This window comes from Pseudoalteromonas sp. SiA1 (genome assembly GCF_018732205.1).
GTDB classification, from domain to species: domain Bacteria; phylum Pseudomonadota; class Gammaproteobacteria; order Enterobacterales; family Alteromonadaceae; genus Pseudoalteromonas; species Pseudoalteromonas tetraodonis.
Genome location: NZ_CP076085.1, coordinates 602,501 through 627,743 on the forward strand (window position 1 = coordinate 602,501; position 25,243 = coordinate 627,743).

Consider the following 25,243-nt stretch of genomic DNA (forward strand, 5'->3'; position numbering starts at 1 on the left):
CTTTTTTATTTTGAGCATACAAAACTGCTAACCTTTTAATCTGAGTATGCGTGACTTTACAGCGCTATTCAAAAACGGCGCAGTACGGCTTTTAGTAGATTGCGCAACCTCTTCAGGTTTACCTTGTGCAACTATTACCCCGCCTTCGTCGCCGGCTCCTGGGCCAATATCAATAACCCAATCACTGTTACTGGCTACTTGCATATCGTGCTCAACCATAATGACGGTGTTGCCCGCATCAACTAAGCCATTTAACTGCGCCATTAGCATTGCTACATCTTTAGGGTGCAGGCCAGTGGTTGGCTCATCTAAAATATAAAGCGTATCGCCACGCTGTGTACGCTGTAACTCGGTGGCAAGTTTAATGCGCTGGGCTTCACCGCCCGAAAGCTCAGTAGCAGGTTGGCCTAAACGTAAATAGCCAAGGCCCACTTGTAGCAGCGCATTTAGCGCACGTAAAATGGCGGGTTCATCGGCAAAAAAGGTATGCGCAGACTCAACAGTTAAATTAAGTACATCGGCAATGGTTTTATCTTTATAGGTAATTTCGAGTGTTTTTTGGTTGTAGCGCTTGGCGTTACACACAGGGCAGGGCGAATACACGCTAGGCAAAAATAACAGCTCCACGCTTACAAAGCCTACGCCTTCGCAATTTTCACAGCGACCTTTTTTAACATTAAACGAAAAACGACCGGCATCGTACTTACGCGCTTTTGCCTCTTTGGTATTGGCAAACAGTTTACGTACGTGATCGAATAAGCCCGTGTAAGTTGCAAGGTTTGAACGAGGTGTGCGGCCAATGGCTTTTTGATCAACCGTTACCAGGCGCTTTATGTGTTCACTGCCGTGAGTTATTTGCCCGCCGGTTGTTATATCAATCTCTTGCTCGAGTAGCTCGGCTTCATCGGTAGGTACTTGTGGCTGCGATTTTTGCCCTAGTGCATCGTAAACCAATTCAACAAGTGCTTGGCTTACTAAGCTTGATTTACCTGAGCCTGATACCCCTGTAACACTTGTAATAACCCCAAGCGGAAATTCTACATTAAGTTTTTGTAAGTTATTACGCTCAACATTTTTAAGCGTTAGCCATGCTTTTGCTGGGCGTTGTTTACGTTGTATGTGAGTTTGTTGCGCTTCGATATTTTTAAATAAATACTGGCTCGTGTGTGAGCTGCTAATTTGCTTTAAGCCTTCAACTGGGCCGCTATAAACAATATTACCGCCATGGGAGCCCGCATTTGGCCCTACATCGACCACCCAATCAGCATGGCGAATAACACTTACGTCGTGCTCAACCACAAACACTGAGTTACCAGCGGCTATTAGCTCATCTAATGCCGCTAACAAGGCTTGTGTATCGGCAGGGTGTAAGCCTGCAGAGGGTTCGTCTAGCACATACACTACACCAAATAATTTTGAGCGAATTTGTGTTGCAAGCCTTAAGCGTTGTAATTCACCTGGCGATAACGATGGGGTGGTGCGTTCAAGCGATAAATACCCTAAACCAAGTTTGGTAAGTGCTTCAACGCGTTTAAGAATGTCGCCCGCTATACGCTTTGCAACTATGGCTTTTTCGGGGTTTGCAGCGTTACTTTTAGCGGGATTATTAGCAGCAAACCTTAGCTTATCTGCCAGCTCATTGAGTGTTAGCTGCGAAATTTCGCCTATATCAAGACCAGCTACTTTAACCGATAACGACTCTTTTTTGAGTTTTTTTCCTTCGCACTGCGGGCACTGTGATATTTGCATATACTGCGATACGCGCTTTTTAGTACGTGGGCTTTGAGTGCTCGCAAACGACTGTAAAACAAAACGTTTAGCACTTGTAAATGTACCCATGTAGCTAGGGCTTTCTTCATTTTTAATTGCCGCTTGTGTTTGCTCAAGTGTGTACTCAGGAAACACGGGCACTGTAGGTGTTTCGTCTGTAAATAAAATCCAATCACGGGCTTTTTTAGGCAGGGTATTCCACGGTTTATTAATATCGTAGCCTAAAGAGGTAAGAATACGGCTTAGGTTTTTACCTTGCCAAGCAGGCGGCCATGCTGCAATGGCGCGCTCTTTAATTGATTTAGTGGGATCGGGCACTAGTAGCTCTTCGGTGACGTTAAAAACGCGGCCAATACCATGGCACTCTGGGCAGGCGCCTTGTGGCGTATTGGGCGAAAACGCATCGGCGTAAAGTATGCCTTGCCCTTTGGGGTATTCGCCTGCGCGTGAGTAGTGCATTCGCAGCGCGTTAGATATAGTGGTTACACTACCCACCGATGAACGTACCGAGGGTGCACCACGCTGCTGCTGCAGTGCGACCGCTGGTGGCAGGCCTTCGATCGAATCTACATCAGGCTCGTCTACCTGATCAATTAATCTGCGTGCATAAGGTGAAACCGAGTCAAGATAACGATGTTGCGATTCGGCAAATAATGTTCCAAAGGCGAGCGATGATTTACCCGAGCCCGATATACCGGTAAACACCACAAGTGAATTACGGGGCAGGTTTACATCCACATCTTTTAAGTTATGAACACGTGCGCCTCTTACTTGAATGCTGTGCTCTGGGTTTAATAAAGCCGATTGTATCTTATTAACCTCATGTGACTTTTTAGGTGTGGTTGCCATGTAATGTATACTCCTGTGTAATAATCCTGTGTTTATTAATGTTCTGTAAAGTATTAATAATAATGCAGTCTTACTGAATGAGCGCTTAGCTATATGCTTGTTTTGCGTTTACATAACAGAAAAACTGCAAGTATAAATTCTAACCAAAGGCAACAATATTAAGTGGATGAACCGAATTGCGGGGAGTTTAATGGTGCTAGTAGGAGTTTGGCTTGCAATTAGTTAACTATAAACAAGCCTTAACCTGAATTTAGGTTATTTAAATAGCTGAAAATGATGCGTTAAGTGCTTTAATTGCAGCTTTTGTTTTTGCTGCTAACGTGTCGCGTGCAGGCGTTAGAGCAAATACATCATAATGGGGAAGCTGCCAATCTGAACATATTTCTAAAAGTTCTCCTGTAGCTAAGAAATTGCGTACTTCAGGCTCAGGCAAAATAGCATAGCCTAACTCATCGAGAACAAATTGAATCACAGTTTGCATATTATTAATGGTAATACGCGCTTTTGGTAGCGTTGTACTTACGCCGCGAGTAAGGTGCGTAAGCGCCGGATCAACAGCTATATGCGCAATACGGTTATGCGCTTTTAGGTCATCCAGTGTGATTTTTGGCTGCTGTGCTAGTGCATGATTTTTATGAACACACAGTATTAATGGCCAACTAGCGAGCTGGCGTGCAATTAAGTTTGAGTCTTCGAGAGGGCCAATCGCCAGCACTAAATCTATACCTGTTCTGATCATATCAATGGGCTCGTCAGAAAGCGTTAAGTGCACATCTATATCACTAAATTGGCTAATTAAATGCTTTACAGGCTCACTTAGTAAGCCACCTCCAAAACCAACAGGGGCTGCTAGTTTTAATTGCCCACTCGGGCAATTTTGTAAATGCTGTAATTGTTCTGATGTAGCTGTTGCAACGGCAAGCATTTGTAAACAACTTTGATAATAAAGTTCACCCGCCTCGGTAAGCGTTAATTCTCGAGGGCTGCGATTAAATAAACTCAAACCTACATCTTGCTCTATTTGTTTTATTTGTTGGCTAATTGCAGAGGTTGTCATTAAAAGGTCTGCGGCAGCTCTACTCATACTTCCCGTTTGCACAGTGCGAACAAATATATTCAGGGTTTTAGTTAACTTATCACTCATACCGTTAAGCCTTACTTAAATTAGCTTTAATAAAAATAGCGTTGTGAGAAAGGGAACTTCTCACTATTATCGCAAACGCTAATTATTATCATTTACATGCTAAATGTCACGGAGAAATATCATGAACACGGTAAGTTGTAAGTTAAGGCCGGTAACTGCATTTATTTTAAGTACTTTTGCAATTGCTAACCCTGCTTTTGCTGATGAAAAAAAACAAGATATGGAAGTAATGGTTGTCACTGCTTCTGGTTACGAACAAATGCTCAAAGAGGCACCCGCAAGTATTAGTGTTATTGACAGAGCGCAGCTAGAAAAACGCTTTTATCGTGACTTAACCGACGCAATGGCTGATATTCCGGGTGTAATAGTGACCGGCGGAGGTGACAGAAAAGATATTAGCTTGCGTGGTATGGCAAGCCAATACACGCTCATTCTTATCGATGGACAACGCCAAAGTTCAAGAGAAACACGACCAAATAGTGATGGCCCCGGCGTAGAAGGTGCTTGGACGCCGCCAATTTCAGCAATTGAACGTATTGAAGTAATACGAGGCCCTATGTCGTCGCTGTATGGCTCTGATGCAATTGGTGGTGTGATCAACATTATTACCCGTAAAGCGCCAGAGCAGTGGTATGGAGAACTGCGTTTAGACAGCACCATTCAAGAGCAAAGTCAGTCAGGTGATATAAACCAAGCCAGCTTTTTCACTTCTGGTGGCATTATTCCAGATCTATTGGGCGTGCAATTGTATGGGCAGTTTTCAAAGCGAAATGAAGATGATTTTACTGCAGGATTTCGAGGCAAAGAACAAAGTAATGTAAAAGCTAAGTTCACATTAACACCTAATGATAGTCACGAATTAATGTTTGAACTTGGCTCGGCAAAACAAACATTAGATGAAACCCTCGGCAAAACAGTTGCCGAGCTTGCTCCAGGAGAAAGTTGTGGTCGACGTGGCTGCCCTGAATCAGCAACTACTGAGTATGAGCAACAAACATACTCTATGTCACACAATGGTTTTTATGACTTTGGCTCGTCGCGTAGTTACATTAAATACGATAAGTTTGATAATAACTCACGTGAAATGTTTGTCGAAAATACCGACATTCAAACGACATGGAGTTTACCGCTATATAGCAATCATAACTCTACGTTTGGTGCGACCTATTTAAAAGAGTCATTGGATGATTATACAAGTAATAAAATCAGCGACTTAACCCATGTAGAAAACGAGCAATGGTCTGTTTTTGGTGAAAACGAATGGGCAGCAACGGATGACTTTAAGCTCACCGCAGGCCTACGTTACGATCATGATGGCAACTTTGCAGGTCATTGGAGCCCACGTTTGTATGGTGTTTATAGCGCATCTAAAGCGATCACCATTAAAGGCGGCATATCAACCGGTTTCCGTGCGCCAAATATTCGCCAATCTACCGCCCAATGGGGACAAGTGAGTCGTGGCGGTAATATTTATGGTAACCCTGACTTAAAACCTGAGCAATCAGTTAACTATGAAATGGGTGTTTACTATGATTCTGGACGCGATTTAAGCATATCGACAACCGTTTTTTATAATGAATTTGATGACAAAATAACCCGTATAGCTTGCCCATTAACGCAGTGCACAGATGGCCCAAATCAGTTCGGCTCTATGCCAACTACGTACATTAATGTGGATGAAGCCATAACCCAAGGTATTGAGCTATCAGTAGATTACGATATTTCAACTGAAATTGATTTGAGTGCTAGTTATACCTACACCGATTCAGAGCAAAAAACCGGTCAATATAAAGGGAGCCCACTTAATCAGCTACCAAAACATAGTTTACAAACGTCTTTAAATTGGCGTCCAACAGATAAGTTAGGCGGATGGTTACGTGTGCAATATCGTGGAGAAGAAAGCCAGCCTACCACAGGGCCTTCACAAAGTAGTTTAATTGCTCCTGATTATACCATTGCCAATTTAGGCGCTAATTATCAGCTAAGTGACAGCGTTAAACTTGGTGCTGGAATTTACAACTTGCTTGATAAAGAGATCACAGAGCAAGAGTATGGCTATGTTGAAGATGGCCGTCGCTATTGGGCGTCTTTAGTGTGGCAGTTCTAAACACTTTTTAATAATATAAAGTAAACGAGTACGCTAAACCGTGCTCGTTTTTTGGTTTTATCCAGGGTCTGTTGACCTTTGCGGATTAAAATTTGTTCAAACTAGGGGCGGTTTAATCGCGGCGCTCGGTTTGTAACCTAGTGGGCTAAGTAAAAACCGAGCAAAGCTTCCGCGTCCTGCTCATGCCCCTTACCTACATCCATGTAGGCAACAAAGAGTAAATTGCCCCTAGGCAGAACCCAAAGGGCAGTGCCTGTTTGGCATTGATGCTGCGTTATCACCTATTTATTGGGAATAACCACACCACATAGGCTCTGCCTTACCTAAATACCAAACAGACTGCTGCAAATTTAACCTTGAAAAGTCAACAGACCCTAGGCTCTTGTTCAATAATGTTTAAAAAGCAAAAAAGGCGGTTGGCTTTTTCGCTGTAGTCGCTTATTCTAGCTGAGTAATTTAGTCATTAAATGTAACTTTAAAGTTTACTAATAATTTATAACTTTCTTCAATCCCCAAAGGTATGCCTCGTTTGAACCACATAGCAAAACAAAAAGCCAACCCTGTATTTTTAGTAGGTGTCGTTTGAAAATACCTAAGCGCTTACAGCCATTAGTTGATGATGGTTTTATTGATGAAGTGATCAGCCGGTTAATGAGCGGTAAAGAGGCCGATGTATTTGTGGTGGCCTGTGGCGATGACATTCGCTGCGCTAAAGTATACAAAGAGGCCAGTAAGCGCAGTTTTAAAAAAGCAGCACAGTACCAAGAAGGCCGTAAAGTACGTGGTGGCCGCCAAGCCCGTGCTATGGGTAAACGTTCAAGCTACGGCCGCCAATTAGAAGAAGAAATTTGGCAAAATGCCGAGGTTGACGCGCTGTCACGTTTATCTTCAGCGGGTGTTCGCGTACCGCAAACTTACGGCTGCATTGACGGTGTTTTGTTAATGGAACTTGTAAGTGATGATGAAGGGGATGTTGCACCTCAGCTTGGTGCAGTTGATTTAACCGAACAACAAGCCATTGAGCAACATACATTAATGATGCATTACATCAAATTAATGCTGTGCGCTGGGATTATTCATGGTGATTTATCGGAGTTTAATGTACTTGTTGATAGCAACGGCCCAGTAATTATTGATTTACCCCAAGCAGTTAACGCCTCTGCTAATAATAGCGCCGAGGCGATGTTTGCCCGTGATGTAAATAACATGCGCCGCTATTATGGCCAATTTGCACCTGCGTTATTACACACGCAATACGCCAAAGAAATGTGGGCATTGTTTGCAGATGCTAACTTAACCCCGCACTCACAACTCAGTGGCGAATTTGAAGATGACAGCGAAGCTGCAGATGTAGATTCAGTACTTGACGAAATTCAAGCCGCCTTTGATGAAGAGCAAGAACGTAAAGAACGCATTCGCGACGCTGATGAGCAATAACCATTAATTTACGTGCTGAGTTTTATATAGTTTTAACTATTAGATCAAAACCTAGAAGGTAAGTAAGAGCGAGAACCAGACGCTTATAAAGTTATACTTAGTTCTGGTTTGATGAGTAAGACTCTAATTTTGTCCTATAACATTATTAACTGCCGTTTTAGTGCAAGATAACAAGCTTAAAATTTTAGCTGTTTACAAATGTAATTATTGATGAAATTATCAGGGTATGAATATATGTCGTTTTGGTGTGTTCTAAACCACCAAAATGATGTTCAACAAGCTGTTAAGTGTTTTTTTGAGGTTGCAGAATGGATTTTAATGGTCCTCAAAAAAGATGGTTAAAAGATTTGTGTAAGATTTCAAATCGAGACATTATTCTTTTAGATGAATTTAAAAAAGATAAACTAACTTGGGAAGAGTTTTGGAAAGCTAATTTATTACAAGTAGCAATAAATGATTTACATTGTAACTGTCTTTTCATAGAGTTATCTAACAGGCCTAAGGGAACTACCAAAGACCAAATGGAAAAAATGGCTGTCATTTTAGCGAGAGTGAATCTTATAGAGATGAGCATCAAAAAAGCGTTAGTATATTAATATGTGATTGTTGCGGACAAAAATGGAAAGAGCAAGAGTTTGAAGCTATGCAATATTGGTCATTCCATATGTACCCACAAAACACCTAACAAGGGTTTTCAAGTCGGACAAAAACAGTTGGCTTTGCTCGTATCTCACAAATTTTAGCCAACTATTTTTTGCCGTTTATTTACGGCGTTAGGTAACAAATCAGGTGTATAGACTCATGGATAGAGTAGTAATTTTCGTTTTGTGTTTCTGCCTATTTATAGGTGGTGCAACTCACATATTCGATAATTTATATTATGGATTTTTGCCTTATAAATTTGCTCCTGAATGGGTTAATATTTATTGGACAGCGTTGGCTGTTATAGATATTGTGGCTGTTTACTTGTTAGTTAAATGGCGTAACGCTGGTTTGGTGTTAACACTGGTTATAATGCTTAGCGACGTAGCAATTAATTCTGTTGCTTTTTATTCATTAAACGTTCTTTCGGATAGTTCTGCTTTACAACTTCAAACATTGTTTCTAGGTTTCTGTATTGGTTCTTCTATTTGGTTATGGCAGTCAAAAAGTAAGGCTAACGTGGTAAATGTTACCTAACAAACAATTAAACAAGGACAAAAACAGTTGGTTTTGCTCCTTCGTCGCTTATTTTAACCAACTATTTATTGCCTGTTATTTGGGCGTTAGAGCTAAAAGGAGAAAGCTTTGAATAAATCATACCTATTATTACCACTTACACTTTTTGTGGTTTCTTGTGCTACAACAACTAAAGTTGAGGAACCAAAAATAAATTACCTCGATATATCAGGTAAAAATCAAATTAAATTAGTTGATGAGTATTGGACTGTTGCAAAAAGAATCGAGCCTAGATATCCAATTTCAGCTGCTAAAAATAATATATCTGGTTGCGTTGATCTAATAGTTGGTATTGATCAAAATGGAAAAGCTCAAGAGTATAAGGTTCGTTCATCGTACCCTAAAGGCGTATTCGATAAAAACGCAGTAGCGGCTATGGTTAAATGGAAGTGGCAAGCTACAGAGAAAAATATAGACAATTCGCCTGTTTTAACTTCTATCCGTATGGATTTTTCAACTAGCAGGAATCCTAGTGATCCGGAATATCTACAAAACTGCCCAAAACGGGAAATTTAACTCTTACAAGAGTCTAAGGTTACGACAGTCCGCTCATGGCACTTTGCAGACAATCGATAATGTAAGTCGAAATTAGTGTGTTGATTTAACGCGCTTAATTCGGTTTAATATCAGCTTAACTAATATGCTGAGTAATGCAGGGATGGCTTAGGGCAGCGGATTTCATTAACTTGGGCCTGGTTAGGGCATTAAAATCTTCCCTTTATAAAGTAAAGCCCATTGTATGAATAGTTCCCACGCTGACACCCAAGCTGGTAGTACTTCGGTTAATATGTGCCAAGGATAGCTCATTGAAAAAATTAAGATTTATACTCGTTCTACTTACCGCAGTTTTCCTTATAGGTATGATCATACCAGATGACATTGTTATTCCTGTTGAGGGTGCAACACCCAATGATTGGAACCATAATACTTTTTGGTATGAGCCATGGGGAAGCTCTGTGGTCCATAAAGGGATTGATATATTTGGTAAAAAAGGGACTACCACACTTTCTTCTAGCAAAGGCTTAGTCATTTATACGGGCACAATACGTAAAGGCGGGAATGTAGTGGCAGTATTAGTGCCTAAATGGCGTATTCACTATTACGCGCATATGGACAGTTACTCTGTTACAACGGGTACTGTTGTTAAGGCTGGCTCAGTTATTGGTGTTTTGGGAGATTCAGGTAATGCCCAGGGAAAACAACCGCATATTCATTATTCAATCTTATCAATAATTCCAATTCCTTGGTTAGCTACAACACAGACTCAGGGTTGGAAAAGAATGTTTTTTTTAAATCCTCACGAAATGTTTATATAAGCTGTATTGAAAAAATGTATTTAAGATAAATACCAATAGGAACCTTATTTACAAGTAAGATGCGGTCAAACTATTCATATTAGCGATTAATATCAAGGAGAGTATATGCCTCATTTTATAATGGACTGTTCTGAAAGTGTTTTTGGGTCACATAGCGAGGAATACATTATTGAACAAATTCATTTTGTAGCTCACGCTACAGGTTTATTCGATGAAGGTGATATAAAAGTTAGAGTAAATCCATTTAATACTTTCTCTGTGGGGAATAAGCGTGAAGACTTTATCCATGTGTTTGCCCATATAATGCAAGGAAGAACAGCAGAGCAAAAAGCGAACCTCTCACGAGTAATTGTTAGTAAGCTTGTTACTTTATTTCCTGAAATTCCTAACATTGCAATGAATATTAGTGATTTTGAAAAAGCGACATATTGCAATCGTACGATGCTTTAGCCAGCAATTAAACATAGTTTTGGATGTTTATAAAACGTATGAGTAATTCTCAATTACAAAAAATAATATCTCTTTATACTGCTTTTGTTTTTATACCTACGTTATTGCTTTATTTGATTTATAGTATATTTGGTTGGGTTGTATTTTCAGTTACATTAAATCCTTTATTGGGCTATTTTTTGCTGGGTGGTGCATATGGTTTATGGTCACTACATTCATTAATAAAAACGATGAAAAAATTAACGGTATTAAAGCATCCTATTATTGTGATAGTTGGATTGTTATTAGGTTGTAGTTTTTGTCCTGTCGTTTTAACTACGACTGAATTTAGTACGATGAAACCGCAAGAATTTATTTTTATATATATTATTATTGCACCCTTTATAGCGACCTTTCATTTATTTTATTTATATAAAAAAAAACAGTCGACTAGCGCCTCTTGAGGATACTTTAACGAAACTATTTCTCAGTGGGCTTTATTAAACAAGGAGAACACAGGTATGGAACCAAATTACTCAGAATATTCAATTTCAGAGCTAGAAGAGTCATTACGTGCTATCGATCAAGAAGCGTATCCTGAAAGAACAAATGAACTAAAGAAAGAGTTAAATAATCGCCTTGAAAATCCAATAACGAGTCATGAAGTAGAGGATGGTTTTGAGGCGAATGAACAATTTTATAAATGTCCTCATTGTGAAGAAAAAATTGGATTTTTTTCTAAAGCGCTACAAAGTTGGAGCAAGATAAGAGAGTGCCCACAATGCAAAAAACCATTTGCAGTAACCTTTAATGTAAAAGTGTTTTTCGTTGCGCTTTTACCTATGGTTATTTTTAATTATTTTATGATAAAACCTGTTTTAGGATCACTGGGATTAAGTAAGTCCATTGGTTTGGGGATAGTTTGCGGTGTGTTAATTATTATATCAACCCGCTTGATCAGAGTTCGTGATGAAAATGACACTAAAAAAGAGGTTTAAGATAAATTTTGAAATGTTTTGTCTAGGTTTATACGTTCATAGAAAAGCGTTTTTTGTTGGGAGTATTTTAGTAAGTTCGTTTAGCGCTGCTGTACACCTTAGTAAACTTAACAACTAGTTGTACATTTAACTGAGCTATATTTTTAGGAGTGTCTTTGAAGTACATAACTATATTTTTAGTCCTTTTACTGGTTGGTTGTAATAGTACTGATAAAGCGGCAAATTCAAGTATTGTGTATATCAATGCGCAAACAGATTCACCTGCTAAATGGGTTGTGAAGATTGAACCAAAATATCCTGAAGATGCGGCTAAAAATAGCGTAGAGGGCTACTTAAAATTCAAAGCAATAATTAATGAAGTTGGAGCGTTAGAAAGAGTTGAAGTAATTGAATCTGCCCCAAAAGGTGTATTTGAAAAGGAAGGTTTACGGGCTTTAAAGCTATGGAGATTTAAGCCTGCGTTATTAAGTGGTAGGCTGGTTAAGGTTGAGTACACTAACACTCTTGAGTGGAAGTTATAATGTCTCTAGGTATGAGCATATCATGGAGATCTAAGCAACCTAAACAAAAACGATGTGATAGGTGTGAACTGTATTATTCTGAGTTTTTGGATAAATGTACGCATTGTTCCGATTTAAACGAAGCACAATTACTTATGCTTAAGGCTAAACATCAAGAATCTCTTAAACACAATGCTAAGCTTGGTAAATACTTATTTATAGCTGCTGTAGTAATTGGTGCATTACTTTTTATTAGTTTTTTATGGTAGCGTTGGGTTTTTCCTTAAGTGGAAGAGGGTAAGTTAACAGAGAAAAACCCCCAAATACATTCAGCTTAAAAACTTATATCCATCCGGTAACTCTAAAATTAATCACAATGAACTACCCGCCCACGTAACATTTGTTGTTATTTCATTAAACCTATCACTCCTTCATTAACTAAATGGGTCTGCGCTTCATTGGTATAGGGTTTAAACTTTTTCCAGCGGCCTATGGCTTTGTTGTTAAGCGGTTGGCGCACTTGCATTTTGCTAGCGGTTGATACAGGTGCGGTGTTTAAATGAAAATCAAGGCACTGTGGTTGCCAGTCTAAGTCGCAATAGCTCACTAATTCTTTTATTTTTTGCTCTGGTGCGGCGATGAGTTCTTCGTATTTTACTAGTTTAATATTGCTGTGCAGGGCGCTGAAGTGCTGTATCAGTTTATAAAAGCGGCTGTAAAATTTAGCGGTGTCGAGTAAGTCTAACGAGTAAGCATAATACGGGTTGTTAATAGTAAATAGCTGACGATAGTTACCAATGCAGGTGTCCATGGGGTCGCGAAGTAGGCAAATTATTTTGGCGTTTGGCAGGGCTTTGGTAATTAAATCAATATAAAAAAAGTTAAACGGTAGTTTATCAATAAAGTGTTTATGGCTGCCGGTTACAACGCGCGTTGCTTCAAGGTAAGTACTGCCAAGTTTTGCAAAATCAAGCTGGTAAACTTGGTTTAAGGTGTCTATATCGAGTACTTGAGGCGTGTGCGTTTGGCTAAGTTTTTTTACACTTAGGCCAAAGTCTTGCAGCTCGCCCGCCGATTGTACGTCGCTGTGGCTTGATAAAATGCGTTCAACTAATGTGGTGCCAGAGCGCGGCATGCCTAATACAAAAATTGGCTCACTGCTTTGGTTGCCAGCTGTTTGTTGGTTTTTGTATTTATCACTGAGCTGTTTTATATGTGCAAATAAAGCCTCAGACGCTTGATTATCAAACGCCTTATTAGCGAGTTTTGCTGCTTTACCTTGTTGTAACGCGGCAAAGGCTGCTGAAAACTCTCCTAAGTCTTGATATTCTTTTGCGAGCGCATGACCTATATGCAGTTTAGCGTCAGGATGATTGACCTGTTCAAATACGTTTTTTAATCGCGCTATGTGGTTGTTTTGCTCAGTGACTTTAGTTAAATCAGCTAAAGCAAAATGACTTTGATGATGAAGCGGATTCAGTGCAATGGCATTTTCAAACGCGTGCTGCGCCTTTTCAAACTGGCCTAAAAATTTAGCACATACCCCATAGTTATAATAAAACTGCGGCTGACCAGTATTACTCGCTTCAGCCAAACTTAACGCGCATTTAAAATAGTCAGCAGCATGCTGATGTAAACCCGCTTGGTTGAGTGCGACGCCTAATGTATCGGCATCAAGTGCTTTACTAATATGTTCAAGCTTAACGCTGAGTGCGGTGCTTTTCGCTTTTTGTAAATCGCCAGTAAGGGCGTAACACTTGGCAAGTTGCGCTGTATATTCAATAGACTTAGTAAAGCTTAATGCTTTTTCAATTAGCTTTATTGCTTTATAAATTTGGCCAACCTGTAAATTAACCATGGCGAGTAAAAAGTAGCCATCAGCAAAGTCAGGCTGCTGTGTCACTAGCTCAACCAGTGCTTTATGCGCTTGCTGAATGTTGCCTTGGTTTAAGTTGTTTATAGCGCTTTGGTGTAGTTGCTTTAAGTTTGGCTGCATGAATACTCTTATAAATAATGTACTTACAAATAAAAAGGCTCAAAATTAATTTGAGCCTTTTTATTGTACTTAAACTTATCGTTTAATTATATTTCAAACTTATAGTTAAATTTAATGCCAACAGTAAGCGGGCGATTAATATAGTAACCATAGTTACGTTGTATGTCTGCGCCATTGGCTGTTGTAATATCCGCATCTGAACGACGAACAGAGGTAACCGCATATTTATTAAATAGGTTATCTACATATAAAGTAGTCGACCATGCATCGGCGGTTAATTTAGCTGAAATATTACTTAAGCTATAACCTGGGAGTGCTTCACCATTATCACGTAGGCCTACTTTTGAAATTACATCACTTTGTGCAGTTAAACCGTAGTTAATATCTAAGGTTTTGTCGTTAAACACTTCTGTTTGGTAGTTAATCCCCATAGAGAACTGATGCTCAGGTGAGCCCGGTAAACGGTCGCCATCTTTTGCGCCATCAGTGCCATCGGCATTAAATAAATACGGAGCGTCTGAGGTTAGCTCTGCTTTTGTATAGGCATAAGTTGCATAGGCAGTAAATGAGTCTGATAAGATTGCACGCGTGGCAATCTCAATCCCTTTCGCATTTGCGCTACCAGCATTTGATAAATACGGTAATTGACCTACTGTTGTTGCACCGGCAATTTGTGCGTTATCCCAATCTACATTGAATAGGGCAGCGTTAAAGTGTAGTTGGCTTCTAAACCAGGTACTTTTAAAACCTAGCTCATAGTTGGTGGTTGTATCTGCCTCATACAACATTTCATCAGGTGTACCACAGCCTGTTTGTTGATCCTCAGGTAGAGGTGTTGGGCAAGGCACTAAGCCATTTGAGCCACCAATTCTAAATCCTTCGCTAATAGTTGCATACGCCATTACTGAATCTGTAAATTGGTATTTAGCATTAAATTTGAACAGATTACCGTTGTCACCGGCTTCGTTCTCTTCAAAGTTAACTGAAATTGCATCAGGTGCAGCACCTTCATACAAGGTATTTGCTAATGGGAAGTCAAAAGCCGCTTTTGACTCAACATCGTATTCGTAAAAACGCGCGCCAATGGTAATGTCGAGTTTATCGGTTACCTGGTAACCCACTTCACCAAAAAGTGCAGACTCAGTGACTTTGCTGCCAGTAATTTCTAAATATTCTAAAGAGTCTGGTCTAAGTTGTGCGCCACCAAAATTATCAACCGCGAACTGATCAAACCCTGGTGTGTACTCTCTGCTTGATGCATCGGTGTCAGTTTTGTTGTAAAAACCACCAACAATCCAGCTTAAATCGCTATCGCTTTGTGAGACTAAACGCAGTTCTTGGGTAAACGTGTCTTTTTCGTCAATTTCACGAGTAAAGGCTGAAAACGAAGGAAACTCTTCGTAGCCATAGTCTAAGCGAATTAAAAGATCAGTTTGGTCGCGTTGCCCATCGGCGTCAAAGTGTGAAATACCGGTAGCTGATACTAGCTCAGCAAAACCTAAGTCGGCTTTAAGTTCAAGGCTCAATAATTGGTCTTCTTTTATCCGTGGCTCTTCATAACGGTACGCTGACTCGTATTTGCCAATGCGATCACTTAAGCCATTGTTAGCATTAAGGCTGTTGTGATGAACAATGGAACGACCCTCAGTATCTTGCTTTTGATAGAAGTAGTTTAATGTACCTTCGAATGACTCATTTGCTTTGTAACGCAATGAAATACGGCCAGTTGTGGTTGTTTCACCGTTGGCGTCTTTTACATTTTTAAGATTGCTGTTGACTGCATCAAGGTTTGTCCAATCAGGGTCGGTTATCGACACACCTGGTTCACGAACGGTATAGCCGTAGTCAATAAACCCTGGGTCTTCATAAATATTTAAGCTGGTACGAACAGCAAGTTTGTCTTCAATTAATGGTAAATTGAAGATAAAGCCCGCTTCACCACCGATTGAATCACTTTCTTGAGTTTGAAAAACATCACCAAATACTTCACCTGAGGTGAAATCAAGCTCTGGCTCTTTAAGCATGTAACGAATAGCGCCACCAAGTGTGCCTGCCCCATATAATGTGCCTTGCGGCCCAATAAGCACTTCCACACGCTCTACATCAACTAAACGCATATCAACTGAGACAGGAATTTCATTAATATAAGTGGCAACAGTGCCACCATCTGATGAAGGCCCTGATGAATTAGTATTTAAACCACGGACTATAATAGGTGAACCGGCACGGCCACCTTGATCTGTAATTGTTAAGCCCGGTACCCAACGTGCTACATCGGCCAACTCACTGATGTTTTGATCTTTCATTACATCAGCATCGAGCGCGGTAATGTTAAGAGGCGCAGCTTGAATTGAGCCACTTCGGCGCGTTGCTGTAACCTCAATAACTTCAAGCGATTTGTTCTTTTCAATAACTTGCTCTTGTGCCACTGCATTACTGCTAAATAATACACCGCTCAGTGCGCTTGATACAGCCAAGGTTAACAGGCTTGGTTTAAACATAAAAATTGATCCCAGTTAGATTTAGTACGTTAATAAATGAGCGCTAATAATATCAGGGAGTTTTGTTGATGGAAATAAAAACATGAATTTTAATTCACTTTTTTAGAATAAAAATATAAAAGTGGGTTTGAGTGTTTCACGCTGTATATTAAATAAACAAAGGCATTGCTTTAAAATCAACCAAAATAATAACTGTGCCTAATATAGATAAAAACTGGATAATGAATAGTTTAAAACGTCATTACTTATATTTTTATAAACACTATAAAAATGAATATTCCCCCCCATAACCTTTATAAATACACGTTTAATTATTGATAACACCAACAGCACAATTTAGTTGTGGCTGTGAGTTAGTTATATGAGGATTTATAATGTCAAAGCTGTTTTCACCATTGTCACTTGGTAAGTTAAGCCTAGATAATCGAATTATTATTGCACCCATGTGCCAGTACTCGGCCAACAATGGCGCTGCAAGTGACTGGCATACCATTCATTTAGGGCAATTGAGTTTAAGTGGAGCGGGTTTACTTATTTTAGAAGCGACGGCCGTTAATCCCGAAGGGCGAATTAGTTACGCCGATTTAGGATTATGGGATGATACAACCCAAGCTGCATTAGCAAAAAGTTTAACGGCCGTAAGACAATACAGCCCAATGCCTATTGGTATTCAATTAGCCCATGCAGGTCGTAAAGCGTCAACCGATAAACCATGGGATGGCGGTGGGGCACTTATACCCGATCACCTCAATGGTTGGCAAACGGTTGCGCCATCAGCCATTGCCTATGATGAAAACAGCCCCACTCCCAAAGCGATGAACCAAGATGATATAGATTCGCTCATAAGTGACTTTGTTAATGCGGCAAAGCGCGCTGACGAGTTGGGCCTTGATTTAATTGAAATACATGGCGCGCACGGTTATTTGCTACACCAGTTTTTATCGCCGCTGGCAAACAAACGTGATGATCAATACGGTGGTAGCCTAGAAAATAGAATGCGATTATTACTCGACGTATTTAAAGCTGTAAGAACGGCATTTCCAAGCAATAAAGCGGTGGGTGTACGTATTTCAGCAACCGATTGGGTTGATGATGGTTGGGATTTACCGCAATCAATTGAACTGGCAAAAGCGCTTGACGCGTTAGGGTGTGACTTTATTCATGTAAGCACTGCGGGTTTAAGCCCTGAGCAAAATATACCTGTTGCTAAGAATTTTCAGGTGCCGTTTGCAACCGCCATTAAACAGGTTGTGAATATGCCAGTGATAGCAGTGGGTTTAATTACCGAGGCACAGCAAGCTGAAAGTATTATTAGTGATGAACGTGCTGATGGTGTCGCTTTAGCGCGGGGTATTTTATATAACCCACATTGGCCTTGGCATGCTGCGGCCGAGTTGGGCGCGCAAGTACAAGCACCAAAGCAATATTTGCGCTCAAGCCCACATGGCCAGCCATCCCCTATAAAATAGTGAATGACTTAACTACAAAACCCTAGCAAATAGCGTGGGTTTTGTGTGTCTCGGTAGTTTAATATTTAATTAAATATTAAGCAGGAACTGGCTGCTTTTTACTGTTTGACGTTGAGCTGCCAACCGAGGCAATAATAACTAATAAAATAGCAAGCCACTGCCAAATGCTAAGTAGTTCACCTAAAATAACTAAGCCAGCGAGTGCTGCAATAGCGGGTTCAAGGCTCATCATAATGCTAAACCCTTGCGGCGACATATTCCGCAATGTGATCATTTCTAAAGTGTAAGGTAGGGCACTTGAAAGTACCGCAATGGCAATACCTAACGGAATAATATCCCAAGTAAATGCGGCACTTTGTGATATGCCACCATAAGGTACAAGCACAATAGCTGAAATGGTCATGCCCATCGCTACCGTTGCGCCACCAGAGCTTTGGCTGCCGGTTTTTTTACCAAATAAAATATAACCTGCCCAACACGCACCCGCTGCTAGAGCTAAAATCACGCCAATTGGATCTAAACTTTCTTGGCCTTTCATATCGGGTAACAGTAATAATATTCCGGTAATTGCGCAAGCAACCCAAAATAAATCACGCTTTCGTCTTGATGAAAATAACGCAACGGCAAGTGGCCCGGTAAATTCAAGCGCAACACCAATACCCAGTGGAATACGTTCAATGGCGTAATAAAATAGAATGTTCATGCCGCCTAGGCTCAAACCATAAATTAAGATGGGTAAACGCTGGCTTGCAACCGGAAAGTGTCTCCAAGGTTTAAAAATTAAACAAAGAATAGCGGCAGAAAAACCTAAACGTAAGGCCGTTGTGCCCTCAGGGCCAACAATAGGGAAAAGCTGCTTAGCCAGTGAAGCCCCAGACTGAATAGTGATCATTGCAAGCAATATGCATAAAATAGCCAGTAATAGCTCTTTGGTTGATTTTTGCATGGTCGTCCTTAAATATTGCCATTTAATTGCGGCGCATATTACCTGCTTTTACCTACGCAGGTAAATGTAAATTAACGTTTTACATGGAGTCCCCAGTGATGAGAGACTATCACTGGGCTGAATGAAAAATAAGCGTTACTCTTTTTAAGATTGAGGTGGCGGGTAATGAGGGCTGACTGATTGAGTAAAAATTTATAGCTCAGCTTTACTATCGGCAGGGTATATAACGCCCAATTGTGCGCGGGCGGTATCGAGTACCGTCATCACATCGCGTGAAAGCTGGTGGTTGTTAATATGTGACTCTAATGCATTTTGCTCAATCATCTCAATAAAGTGCGCCACTTCATACTTCATAAAATGCTCATCAAAATCTGCACTTATTGTTTCTTTTTGGCCATTATTAGCGATGAATTCCACTTTTTTAAGTTGCGATACAGCTTCAATACGAATACGGCCTAACTCACCTTGTATTTCGGTTATGTTCTCGCCTTGCGATATTTTTGAATAACTAATTACCGCTTGTTTATCTGCATAATTTAAAAGTACATCGCCGGCACCATCAACACCGGTTTCTAGTAATACGCCACTGGCGTGCACACTGTTTGGTGCGCCCCACAGTGCTATAAGTAAATAAAGTGGGTAAATACCCAAGTCTACTAATGCGCCATTTGCAAATTCAGGCAAAAAGGTATTAGGGCGCTCGCCGTTTTTGAGCTTATCGTAACGTGACGAATATTGGCTAAATTGGCCAATAAATTTACGCGGTGTACCGATTCTTTTTAATGCGTTTTTTAAAACAGCAAAGTTAGGTAAATGCGTTGTCATCATCGCTTCCATGTACAAACGTTGATGTTTTTGAGCAGCCGTTAAAATAGCAGTAAGCTCATGACTATTTGCTGCTGAGGGTTTTTCGCCAAGTACGTGTTTGCCCGCAGCTAAACATTGCACAGCATAGTCTTTATGCAGGCTATTTGGTGCGGCAATATATACTGCCTCTACAAGCTCGTCTTGGCAAACAGCGTCAATGGAGGTAAATATTTTTGCTTGAGAATGAGTGGGGTGATTAGCTAAAAATCGCTCAGCGCTACTTTCTGCCCGAGAACACACACCGTATAAATTAAAATTACTCAGAGTACTTGCCGCATCAAGTAGGGTGTCGCTAATAAAATTGGTACCTACAATCACAAAATTCATGTTTAGCCTTTTTATGTATTTTACACAGTTTTGCAGTTTAACAATATTTTGCTCTAAATGCGCGGGCAGAGCAGTTAAACCAGCGTTTTACACTGGCACTTAATGTGGCTTGTTCTTGATAACCTAACAGCTCGGATATTTGTGAAATAGAAAATTGGTTTTGCATTAAATAGTGTTCACATAATGCGCGGCGAGTGGCATCTTTTAGTTTTACAAAGCTGGTGTTATGTTTTTTAAGTTCACGATGCAAGGTGCGAGGATGCAGATTAAGTGCCGTTGCTATCGTTTGGTTTGAGCATTGAAAAAGGGGCAGCATGGGTCGAATAAGTGCACTTACTTGCGAAGGTAACGACTGAGTATGCGCATTATTAGCGGCTAAAAAGTTTAATGCGGCTTGTACTTTGTGTTGATCAGAAACATTAAGTGGCAATAATAAATCGTTTTTGGCGATTAAAATACCGGCGCTATTTCTGTGTTCAATAACGTTACAGCCAAAGTGTTGATGATAAGCCCGTATATTTGCATCAATCTTTTGCGGTAAAAATACCTTAATGGGTTTACATTGATTTTGGCTCACTTTTTTTAAGGTAGCGAGCGCCAGTGCAATTGTTAATTCAATAACTTGATTTATAACAGGTAAAGGCTTGAGTTTTATTTCGAATGATAAAAATATATTTTGGTCATCTTCAAGTGTATGCGTGGTTAAATTAAGTGCGGGTGTATGTAAGTGCAGGTATTTAATTACCCATGTAAGCGCTTCACCTAAATCAGTTCCACTTTTAGCGGCGATAGCGATATGCCCTAAAATATCAAAACTTTGTTTGCTAGCGAGTTTAAGACCAAAACTTGGGCAGTTTAAGCTATGAGCGCAGTATTCTAAAAGTTCGGCATAATGGCGATAAGTTAAGCTTTGGGTTTCAAGGGAGTTTAACGATACCTCAATGGCGCAATGGCGCATAATGCTTGCTGTATCACCACCTAGTTCGGTAATTAATGTATCAATTCCCTGTAAAGAAGTGGCTTTAATTAGGCTGCTCATAACAATTGCATTAGTGAAGAGGTGTCTAAAAATATCAAGTTTTTAGTAGATAATCCATGCAAAGTAGTTTTTTTAATGGGAGATATTTTATGCATACCACCTCATTTGATTACATTGTGATTGGCGCAGGCAGTGCCGGCTGTGTTGTTGCCTCGCGATTATCTGAAAATAAAAATGTGAGTGTGTGTTTAATTGAAGCCGGCGGCCGTGACCAAAGTGCTCTGGTGCAAATGCCTGCGGGAGTTGCAGCTAGTGTGCCTTATGGCATTAATAGCTGGCATTACAATACGGTGCCACAAAAAGAGCTTAATAACCGCTGTGGATTTATGCCCAGAGGTAAAGTGCTTGGTGGTTCAAGTTCAATCAATGCCATGGTGTACATTAGGGGGAATAAAAAAGACTACGACAACTGGGCCGCTATGGGAAATACCGGCTGGGATTATACCAGTTTGCTGCCTTATTTTATCAAAGCTGAAAACAACAAAACCTTTACCAACAGCCCATATCATGGTGTAAATGGCCCCTTACATGTGCAAGAGCTAAGTTTACCAAGCCCAGTTAATCAGCTGTTTTTAAAAGCATGCCAAGAGCAAGGCGTGGCCCTTAATGACGATATTAATGCGCAGCAACAGCTAGGTGCGCGGTTATCGCAGGTCACTCAACATAAAGGGGAGCGTTGCAGTGCGGCAAAAGCGTACTTAACACCTAATTTAGCTCGTAAAAACTTAACCGTGCTCACTGATGCGCAGGTAAATAAAATTAATTTTTGCGGGAAATCTGCAACTGGTGTAACAGTTGCAGTTAATAATAAAAGCTATGTGCTAAATGCCCATAAAGAAGTTATTTTAAGTGCCGGTGCGATTAACTCCCCCCAACTTTTAATGTTATCGGGAGTGGGGTCTGCAGATCATTTAAAGCAGCATAACATTGAGCTTGTAACCCCATTAGAAGGTGTAGGCAGTAATTTGCACGATCACTTAACCGTTGTGCCATTATACAAAGCAAAATATTCGCAAGGCACATTTGGAATAAGTGCCAGCGGTGCGTTTAATATTGCAAAAGGATGCGTTGATTGGTTTGCCAAACGTGAAGGAAAGCTAACCAGTAACTTTGCCGAATCACATGCGTTTATAAACTTATTTACAGATTCTATTGTGCCCGATGTGCAACTTGAATTTGTTATTGGGTTGGTGGACGATCACAGCCGTAAACTGCATTATGGCCATGGATACAGTATTCATAGCAGCATAATGCACCCTAAAAGCCGCGGCACTATTCGTTTAGCGGATGCCAACCCTTTAAGTGCGCCACTCATTGATCCTAATTATTTAAGCCACCCCGATGATTTACAGGTTATGCTACTTGGGCTTAAAAAAACATTGAGCATAATGCAAAGCAAAGCGTTTGATACTATTCGTGCAGATATGGTGTATCCGCTTGATATTAATGATGATGCGCAGCTTATTGAGTTTATTAGGCAAACAGCCGATACAGAATATCACCCCGTAGGAACCTGCAAAATGGGCCAAGACGATATGGCTGTGGTTGATAGCGAATTACGTGTTCACGGTGTGCAAAATTTACGGGTGGTAGACGCCTCTATTATGCCCAGTATTATTACCGGAAATACCAATGCTGGGGTAATAGCAATTGCAGAAAAAGCAGCTGACTTAATAAAGCAAGCTGCACTTTGTGACTAACTTGACTTATAAAACGCTGTTAACCATTGCTGCCAGTCTTGCTCTAGTTTGAGCATTTGCTGGTGCTTTTTAGCGGAAAAATGTTTGTTTTTATCTTCATCCGCTAAAAACGGCCCCACACGACAAAGCGGGCAATAATTATCAGTTAGATAGTTAGGAGTTGCTAACATACCACTTAATTCGGGTGGTGTATTTTCACTAAATACATAAGTAATACCGCTGGTGTCTTTGACGTGTTTGTCACGGTCGACATTGCGAATTTTATAGCCATCAAAGCGACTGATATCGAATGGCATTTGTCCTCGGTATGCCGCTTTTAAATGGGTATTTAAACTCCCCTCAATATTCCACTCACGATACGGTTTAACATCTTTTGAGGTTATATAGCATAACCCAGGGCCTTGTGGGTTCAAGGCAAACTGATGAGCATATTTTATAAACTGATGCAGTAACGCACGGTTAAGCACGTTCATGCTGTTATTACGTGTATTTTTCTCAAATGCGTCGCGACCAATAAACGCAGGAATAAGTGGAAATTGAAAAATCACCACATCAAAGCTGTTTAGGTGCTCGGCTAGTTGTTGCCAACATTGTGTGTTGGTGACATCAAATTCATTAAGCACATCAATTTTATGTGCTTTAAGTGAGGCAAGCGCGTTATCGGGGTATTTTTCTGTAAGAGTTGCAGCTGCATCATAGGTTGAGGCAACTAACTTTTGCGGTTTAATGTGGTTGTAAAGCGCGTTTGAAAACGATAAGTCGCCATCACCTACCGTGAGTATGTTCCAATTTGGGTTTAAATACATATTAAATTATATGTTTTTATTAGTAACAGGCGATGTGCCAGGATGCGGTGTATTAATCAGCTGTTGATGCAACCTATACATAGCTAAACGCGTTTTTAACCCTTCAATGGCAACTTGTTTAAGAATTAAGTTAAAGGTAATCAAAATAGCAAACACAATATGAATAGGGCCATGAGTAAAACCGGCTTGAGGGTCGTAAATGGCTAAGCCAAATAAAACAAACAACACCACCATAAATATTTCAATGAGCTGATTTGAATAAAAAGAAAGACGCCCCTCACTTTTATGATCTTTTTTTATGCTAATAGCGCAAAAAAACGGGATAACTTTAATTTTAAAAGCCGCGTTTTTTTCTACAAAATTCTCACCAAGGTCAGTAAGCTGTTGGCGTAATTGGTCTATCATGGTGTGTCCTCTCAATACAGTGCGCGGATGTTACCCTATTACAGACCAATGGTTAAGCCATGGCGTGTTATTTAGGGTAAATACTCATACCAATAATTAAGATATGACACACAAATACCACTGATGTGAGCACAAAACGCATTTTTTGATAATCTTTATGATAACCCTGCCACTGTATTGTGGCCTTTTCAAAAATCAGTACTAACCAAAAACTCGCGCCTAACCAAGCAAGCATCCACTCAATCGGTAAGAATGATAAAAACGGAATAGGAATAACCGGTAGTACAGCTTTAATCGCATCAGCAAAGCTCTGCTGGCCTGCATGCCATAAGTTACCCGCCATAAACGCTAAAATAGCAATGCTGTAAAAACTAAAAAACTCTAAATTTACACTGTTACTGCCAACCATGAGTGGCCAGCCCACACAGCCTAAAAATGGCAATAAGCCCAAATAGCCAAGTTGAATGTGATTGACGAATTTTTCCATAAATGAAATGCCTTTGAAGGTTGTGTAATGTAAACCACGTTATTGTAGCAAGGATGTGCAGTGTAATCTTATTAAAATCTATATAACGCAACTGACTATGAGTGGTAGTTGAGTTGTAACTGCTTTAACACTTAAAAGTAAGCAGTAGATCACTCCTTGGGTTTGCAATCTTAAAAATCGATTGTTTTAATCTAAACAATCAATTTTATTTAATTTCTCAATGGCCTTATTGTATTAATCAAGCCAACGCACAAGGCGTTAACTTTTTAAATACACTAAACATAAATGAGGAATACTATGAGCACTTCATTGATTAACACAAAATTACAACCTTTCAATGCAACAGCTTACCACAATGGTGACTTTGTAGAACTCACTGAAAAAGACGTATTAGGTAAGTGGTCTATCTTTTTCTTTTACCCAGCTGACTTTACGTTTGTATGCCCTACAGAGCTAGGTGACCTTGCAGATCATTACGCACAGTTACAAGAAATGGGCGTTGAAGTTTATTCAGTATCAACAGATACACACTTTACGCACAAAGCATGGCATGACACGTCAGACACCATCGGTAAAATTACTTACCCAATGATTGGTGACCCAACAGGGCGCATTACACGTAACTTTGGTGTCATGATTGAAGATGATGGTTTAGCACTTCGCGGTACATTTGTAATGAACCCTGAAGGCGAAATTAAAGTTGTTGAAACACATGACTTAGGCATTGGTCGTAGTGCTAAAGAACTTGTTCGTAAAGTGCAAGCAGCCCAATACATTGCAACACACGATGGCGAAGTTTGTCCTGCATCTTGGCAGCCAGGTGAAGACACACTAGCACCTTCACTAGACCTAGTTGGTAAGATTTAAACCTTACCACTAACTAAAAATTTAGAGTAGAACATGACTCTAATACCAGTGAGCCTGTATAGGTT

Annotated in this window: 23 protein-coding genes and 1 pseudogene; 14 read left to right on the plus strand and 10 right to left on the minus strand. The window is 40.2% G+C overall.

The window, feature by feature from the left end; translation table 11 throughout:
* Window positions 1-27 precede the first annotated feature (27 nt).
* Window positions 28-2,619, minus strand: coding sequence for an excinuclease ABC subunit UvrA (uvrA, locus tag KK487_RS18000; RefSeq protein WP_016900610.1), 2,592 nt, complete (start codon window positions 2,617-2,619; stop codon window positions 28-30).
* 139 nt (window positions 2,620-2,758) lie between these two features.
* On the opposite strand from uvrA, the pseudogene KK487_RS18580 reads away from it, so the two are divergent.
* Window positions 2,759-2,845, plus strand: a pseudogene (locus KK487_RS18580) (LysE family translocator); the annotation flags it as partial.
* Between the two features lie 33 nt (window positions 2,846-2,878).
* Here KK487_RS18580 and KK487_RS18005 read toward each other — a convergent pair.
* Window positions 2,879-3,763 carry a LysR family transcriptional regulator gene (locus KK487_RS18005; RefSeq protein WP_016900611.1) on the minus strand — a complete coding sequence of 295 codons (885 nt, stop codon included), beginning with the start codon at window positions 3,761-3,763 and terminating at the stop codon, window positions 2,879-2,881.
* A 121-nt stretch (window positions 3,764-3,884) separates the two neighbouring features.
* On the opposite strand from KK487_RS18005, the gene KK487_RS18010 reads away from it, so the two are divergent.
* The 10 genes from KK487_RS18010 to KK487_RS18055 all read left to right on the plus strand — a co-directional run bounded on the left by KK487_RS18010 (window position 3,885) and on the right by KK487_RS18055 (window position 11,789).
* Window positions 3,885-5,870, plus strand: coding sequence for a ligand-gated channel protein (locus KK487_RS18010; RefSeq protein ID WP_016900612.1), 1,986 nt, complete (start codon window positions 3,885-3,887; stop codon window positions 5,868-5,870).
* Window positions 5,871-6,452: 582 nt separating this feature from the next.
* A complete protein-coding gene (locus KK487_RS18015; protein WP_215522186.1) occupies window positions 6,453-7,307 on the plus strand; it encodes a PA4780 family RIO1-like protein kinase in 855 nt (284 codons plus the stop codon).
* 308 nt (window positions 7,308-7,615) lie between these two features.
* Entirely contained in the window at window positions 7,616-7,903 is a 288-nt protein-coding gene (locus KK487_RS18020; protein ID WP_024602731.1) for a hypothetical protein, read from the plus strand.
* Window positions 7,904-8,108: 205 nt separating this feature from the next.
* Entirely contained in the window at window positions 8,109-8,486 is a 378-nt protein-coding gene (locus KK487_RS18025; protein ID WP_024602732.1) for a hypothetical protein, read from the plus strand.
* Between the two features lie 108 nt (window positions 8,487-8,594).
* Window positions 8,595-9,041 carry an energy transducer TonB gene (locus KK487_RS18030; protein ID WP_024602733.1) on the plus strand — a complete coding sequence of 149 codons (447 nt, stop codon included), beginning with the start codon at window positions 8,595-8,597 and terminating at the stop codon, window positions 9,039-9,041.
* Window positions 9,042-9,385: 344 nt separating this feature from the next.
* Window positions 9,386-9,841, plus strand: a complete 456-nt coding sequence (locus KK487_RS18035) for a M23 family metallopeptidase (RefSeq protein ID WP_249365188.1) — start codon at window positions 9,386-9,388, stop codon at window positions 9,839-9,841.
* 105 nt (window positions 9,842-9,946) lie between these two features.
* Window positions 9,947-10,291, plus strand: a complete 345-nt coding sequence (locus KK487_RS18040; RefSeq protein WP_138687101.1) for a 5-carboxymethyl-2-hydroxymuconate Delta-isomerase — start codon at window positions 9,947-9,949, stop codon at window positions 10,289-10,291.
* A 38-nt stretch (window positions 10,292-10,329) separates the two neighbouring features.
* Complete coding sequence (locus KK487_RS18045; RefSeq protein WP_138687100.1) at window positions 10,330-10,734, plus strand: hypothetical protein; 405 nt, start codon at window positions 10,330-10,332, stop codon at window positions 10,732-10,734.
* A gap of 57 nt (window positions 10,735-10,791) precedes the next feature.
* Complete coding sequence (locus KK487_RS18050; RefSeq protein ID WP_024601090.1) at window positions 10,792-11,268, plus strand: hypothetical protein; 477 nt, start codon at window positions 10,792-10,794, stop codon at window positions 11,266-11,268.
* Window positions 11,269-11,417: 149 nt separating this feature from the next.
* Window positions 11,418-11,789 carry an energy transducer TonB gene (locus KK487_RS18055; protein ID WP_252190562.1) on the plus strand — a complete coding sequence of 124 codons (372 nt, stop codon included), beginning with the start codon at window positions 11,418-11,420 and terminating at the stop codon, window positions 11,787-11,789.
* Window positions 11,790-12,174: 385 nt separating this feature from the next.
* Here KK487_RS18055 and KK487_RS18060 read toward each other — a convergent pair whose 3' ends face one another.
* Entirely contained in the window at window positions 12,175-13,764 is a 1,590-nt protein-coding gene (locus tag KK487_RS18060) for a tetratricopeptide repeat-containing sulfotransferase family protein (RefSeq protein WP_138687098.1), read from the minus strand.
* A gap of 86 nt (window positions 13,765-13,850) precedes the next feature.
* Entirely contained in the window at window positions 13,851-16,265 is a 2,415-nt protein-coding gene (locus KK487_RS18065; RefSeq protein WP_215522187.1) for a TonB-dependent receptor, read from the minus strand.
* Window positions 16,266-16,639: 374 nt separating this feature from the next.
* Between KK487_RS18065 and KK487_RS18070 the strand changes: the two genes are divergently transcribed.
* Window positions 16,640-17,734: an NADH:flavin oxidoreductase/NADH oxidase gene (locus KK487_RS18070; RefSeq protein ID WP_215522188.1), complete on the plus strand. Its 1,095-nt coding sequence runs from the start codon at window positions 16,640-16,642 to the stop codon at window positions 17,732-17,734.
* Between the two features lie 76 nt (window positions 17,735-17,810).
* Here KK487_RS18070 and KK487_RS18075 read toward each other — a convergent pair whose 3' ends face one another.
* From KK487_RS18075 to KK487_RS18085, 3 genes are all read right to left on the minus strand, one after another.
* The gene (locus KK487_RS18075) at window positions 17,811-18,680 is read right to left on the minus strand and encodes an EamA family transporter (RefSeq protein ID WP_016899600.1); all 870 of its coding nucleotides are present in this window, start codon (window positions 18,678-18,680) and stop codon (window positions 17,811-17,813) included.
* A gap of 192 nt (window positions 18,681-18,872) precedes the next feature.
* A complete protein-coding gene (locus KK487_RS18080) occupies window positions 18,873-19,874 on the minus strand; it encodes a Gfo/Idh/MocA family protein (RefSeq protein WP_016899601.1) in 1,002 nt (333 codons plus the stop codon).
* Window positions 19,875-19,911: 37 nt separating this feature from the next.
* Entirely contained in the window at window positions 19,912-20,913 is a 1,002-nt protein-coding gene (locus KK487_RS18085) for an AraC family transcriptional regulator (protein WP_016899602.1), read from the minus strand.
* Window positions 20,914-21,002: 89 nt separating this feature from the next.
* On the opposite strand from KK487_RS18085, the gene KK487_RS18090 reads away from it, so the two are divergent.
* Window positions 21,003-22,613, plus strand: a complete 1,611-nt coding sequence (locus tag KK487_RS18090) for a GMC family oxidoreductase (RefSeq protein WP_029609937.1) — start codon at window positions 21,003-21,005, stop codon at window positions 22,611-22,613.
* On the opposite strand, the gene KK487_RS18095 is transcribed toward KK487_RS18090, so the two are convergent.
* The 3 genes from KK487_RS18095 to KK487_RS18105 all read right to left on the minus strand — a co-directional run bounded on the left by KK487_RS18095 (window position 22,610) and on the right by KK487_RS18105 (window position 24,311).
* Window positions 22,610-23,419, minus strand: coding sequence for a class I SAM-dependent methyltransferase (locus tag KK487_RS18095; protein WP_016899604.1), 810 nt, complete (start codon window positions 23,417-23,419; stop codon window positions 22,610-22,612). The genes KK487_RS18090 and KK487_RS18095 overlap by 4 nt on opposite strands.
* Before the next feature lie 6 nt (window positions 23,420-23,425).
* Window positions 23,426-23,824: a hypothetical protein gene (locus KK487_RS18100; protein WP_016899605.1), complete on the minus strand. Its 399-nt coding sequence runs from the start codon at window positions 23,822-23,824 to the stop codon at window positions 23,426-23,428.
* Between the two features lie 67 nt (window positions 23,825-23,891).
* Entirely contained in the window at window positions 23,892-24,311 is a 420-nt protein-coding gene (locus KK487_RS18105) for a DUF3429 domain-containing protein (RefSeq protein ID WP_016899606.1), read from the minus strand.
* A gap of 297 nt (window positions 24,312-24,608) precedes the next feature.
* On the opposite strand from KK487_RS18105, the gene ahpC reads away from it, so the two are divergent.
* A complete protein-coding gene (gene ahpC, locus KK487_RS18110; protein ID WP_008115650.1) occupies window positions 24,609-25,178 on the plus strand; it encodes an alkyl hydroperoxide reductase subunit C in 570 nt (189 codons plus the stop codon).
* Window positions 25,179-25,243: the final 65 nt, after the last annotated feature.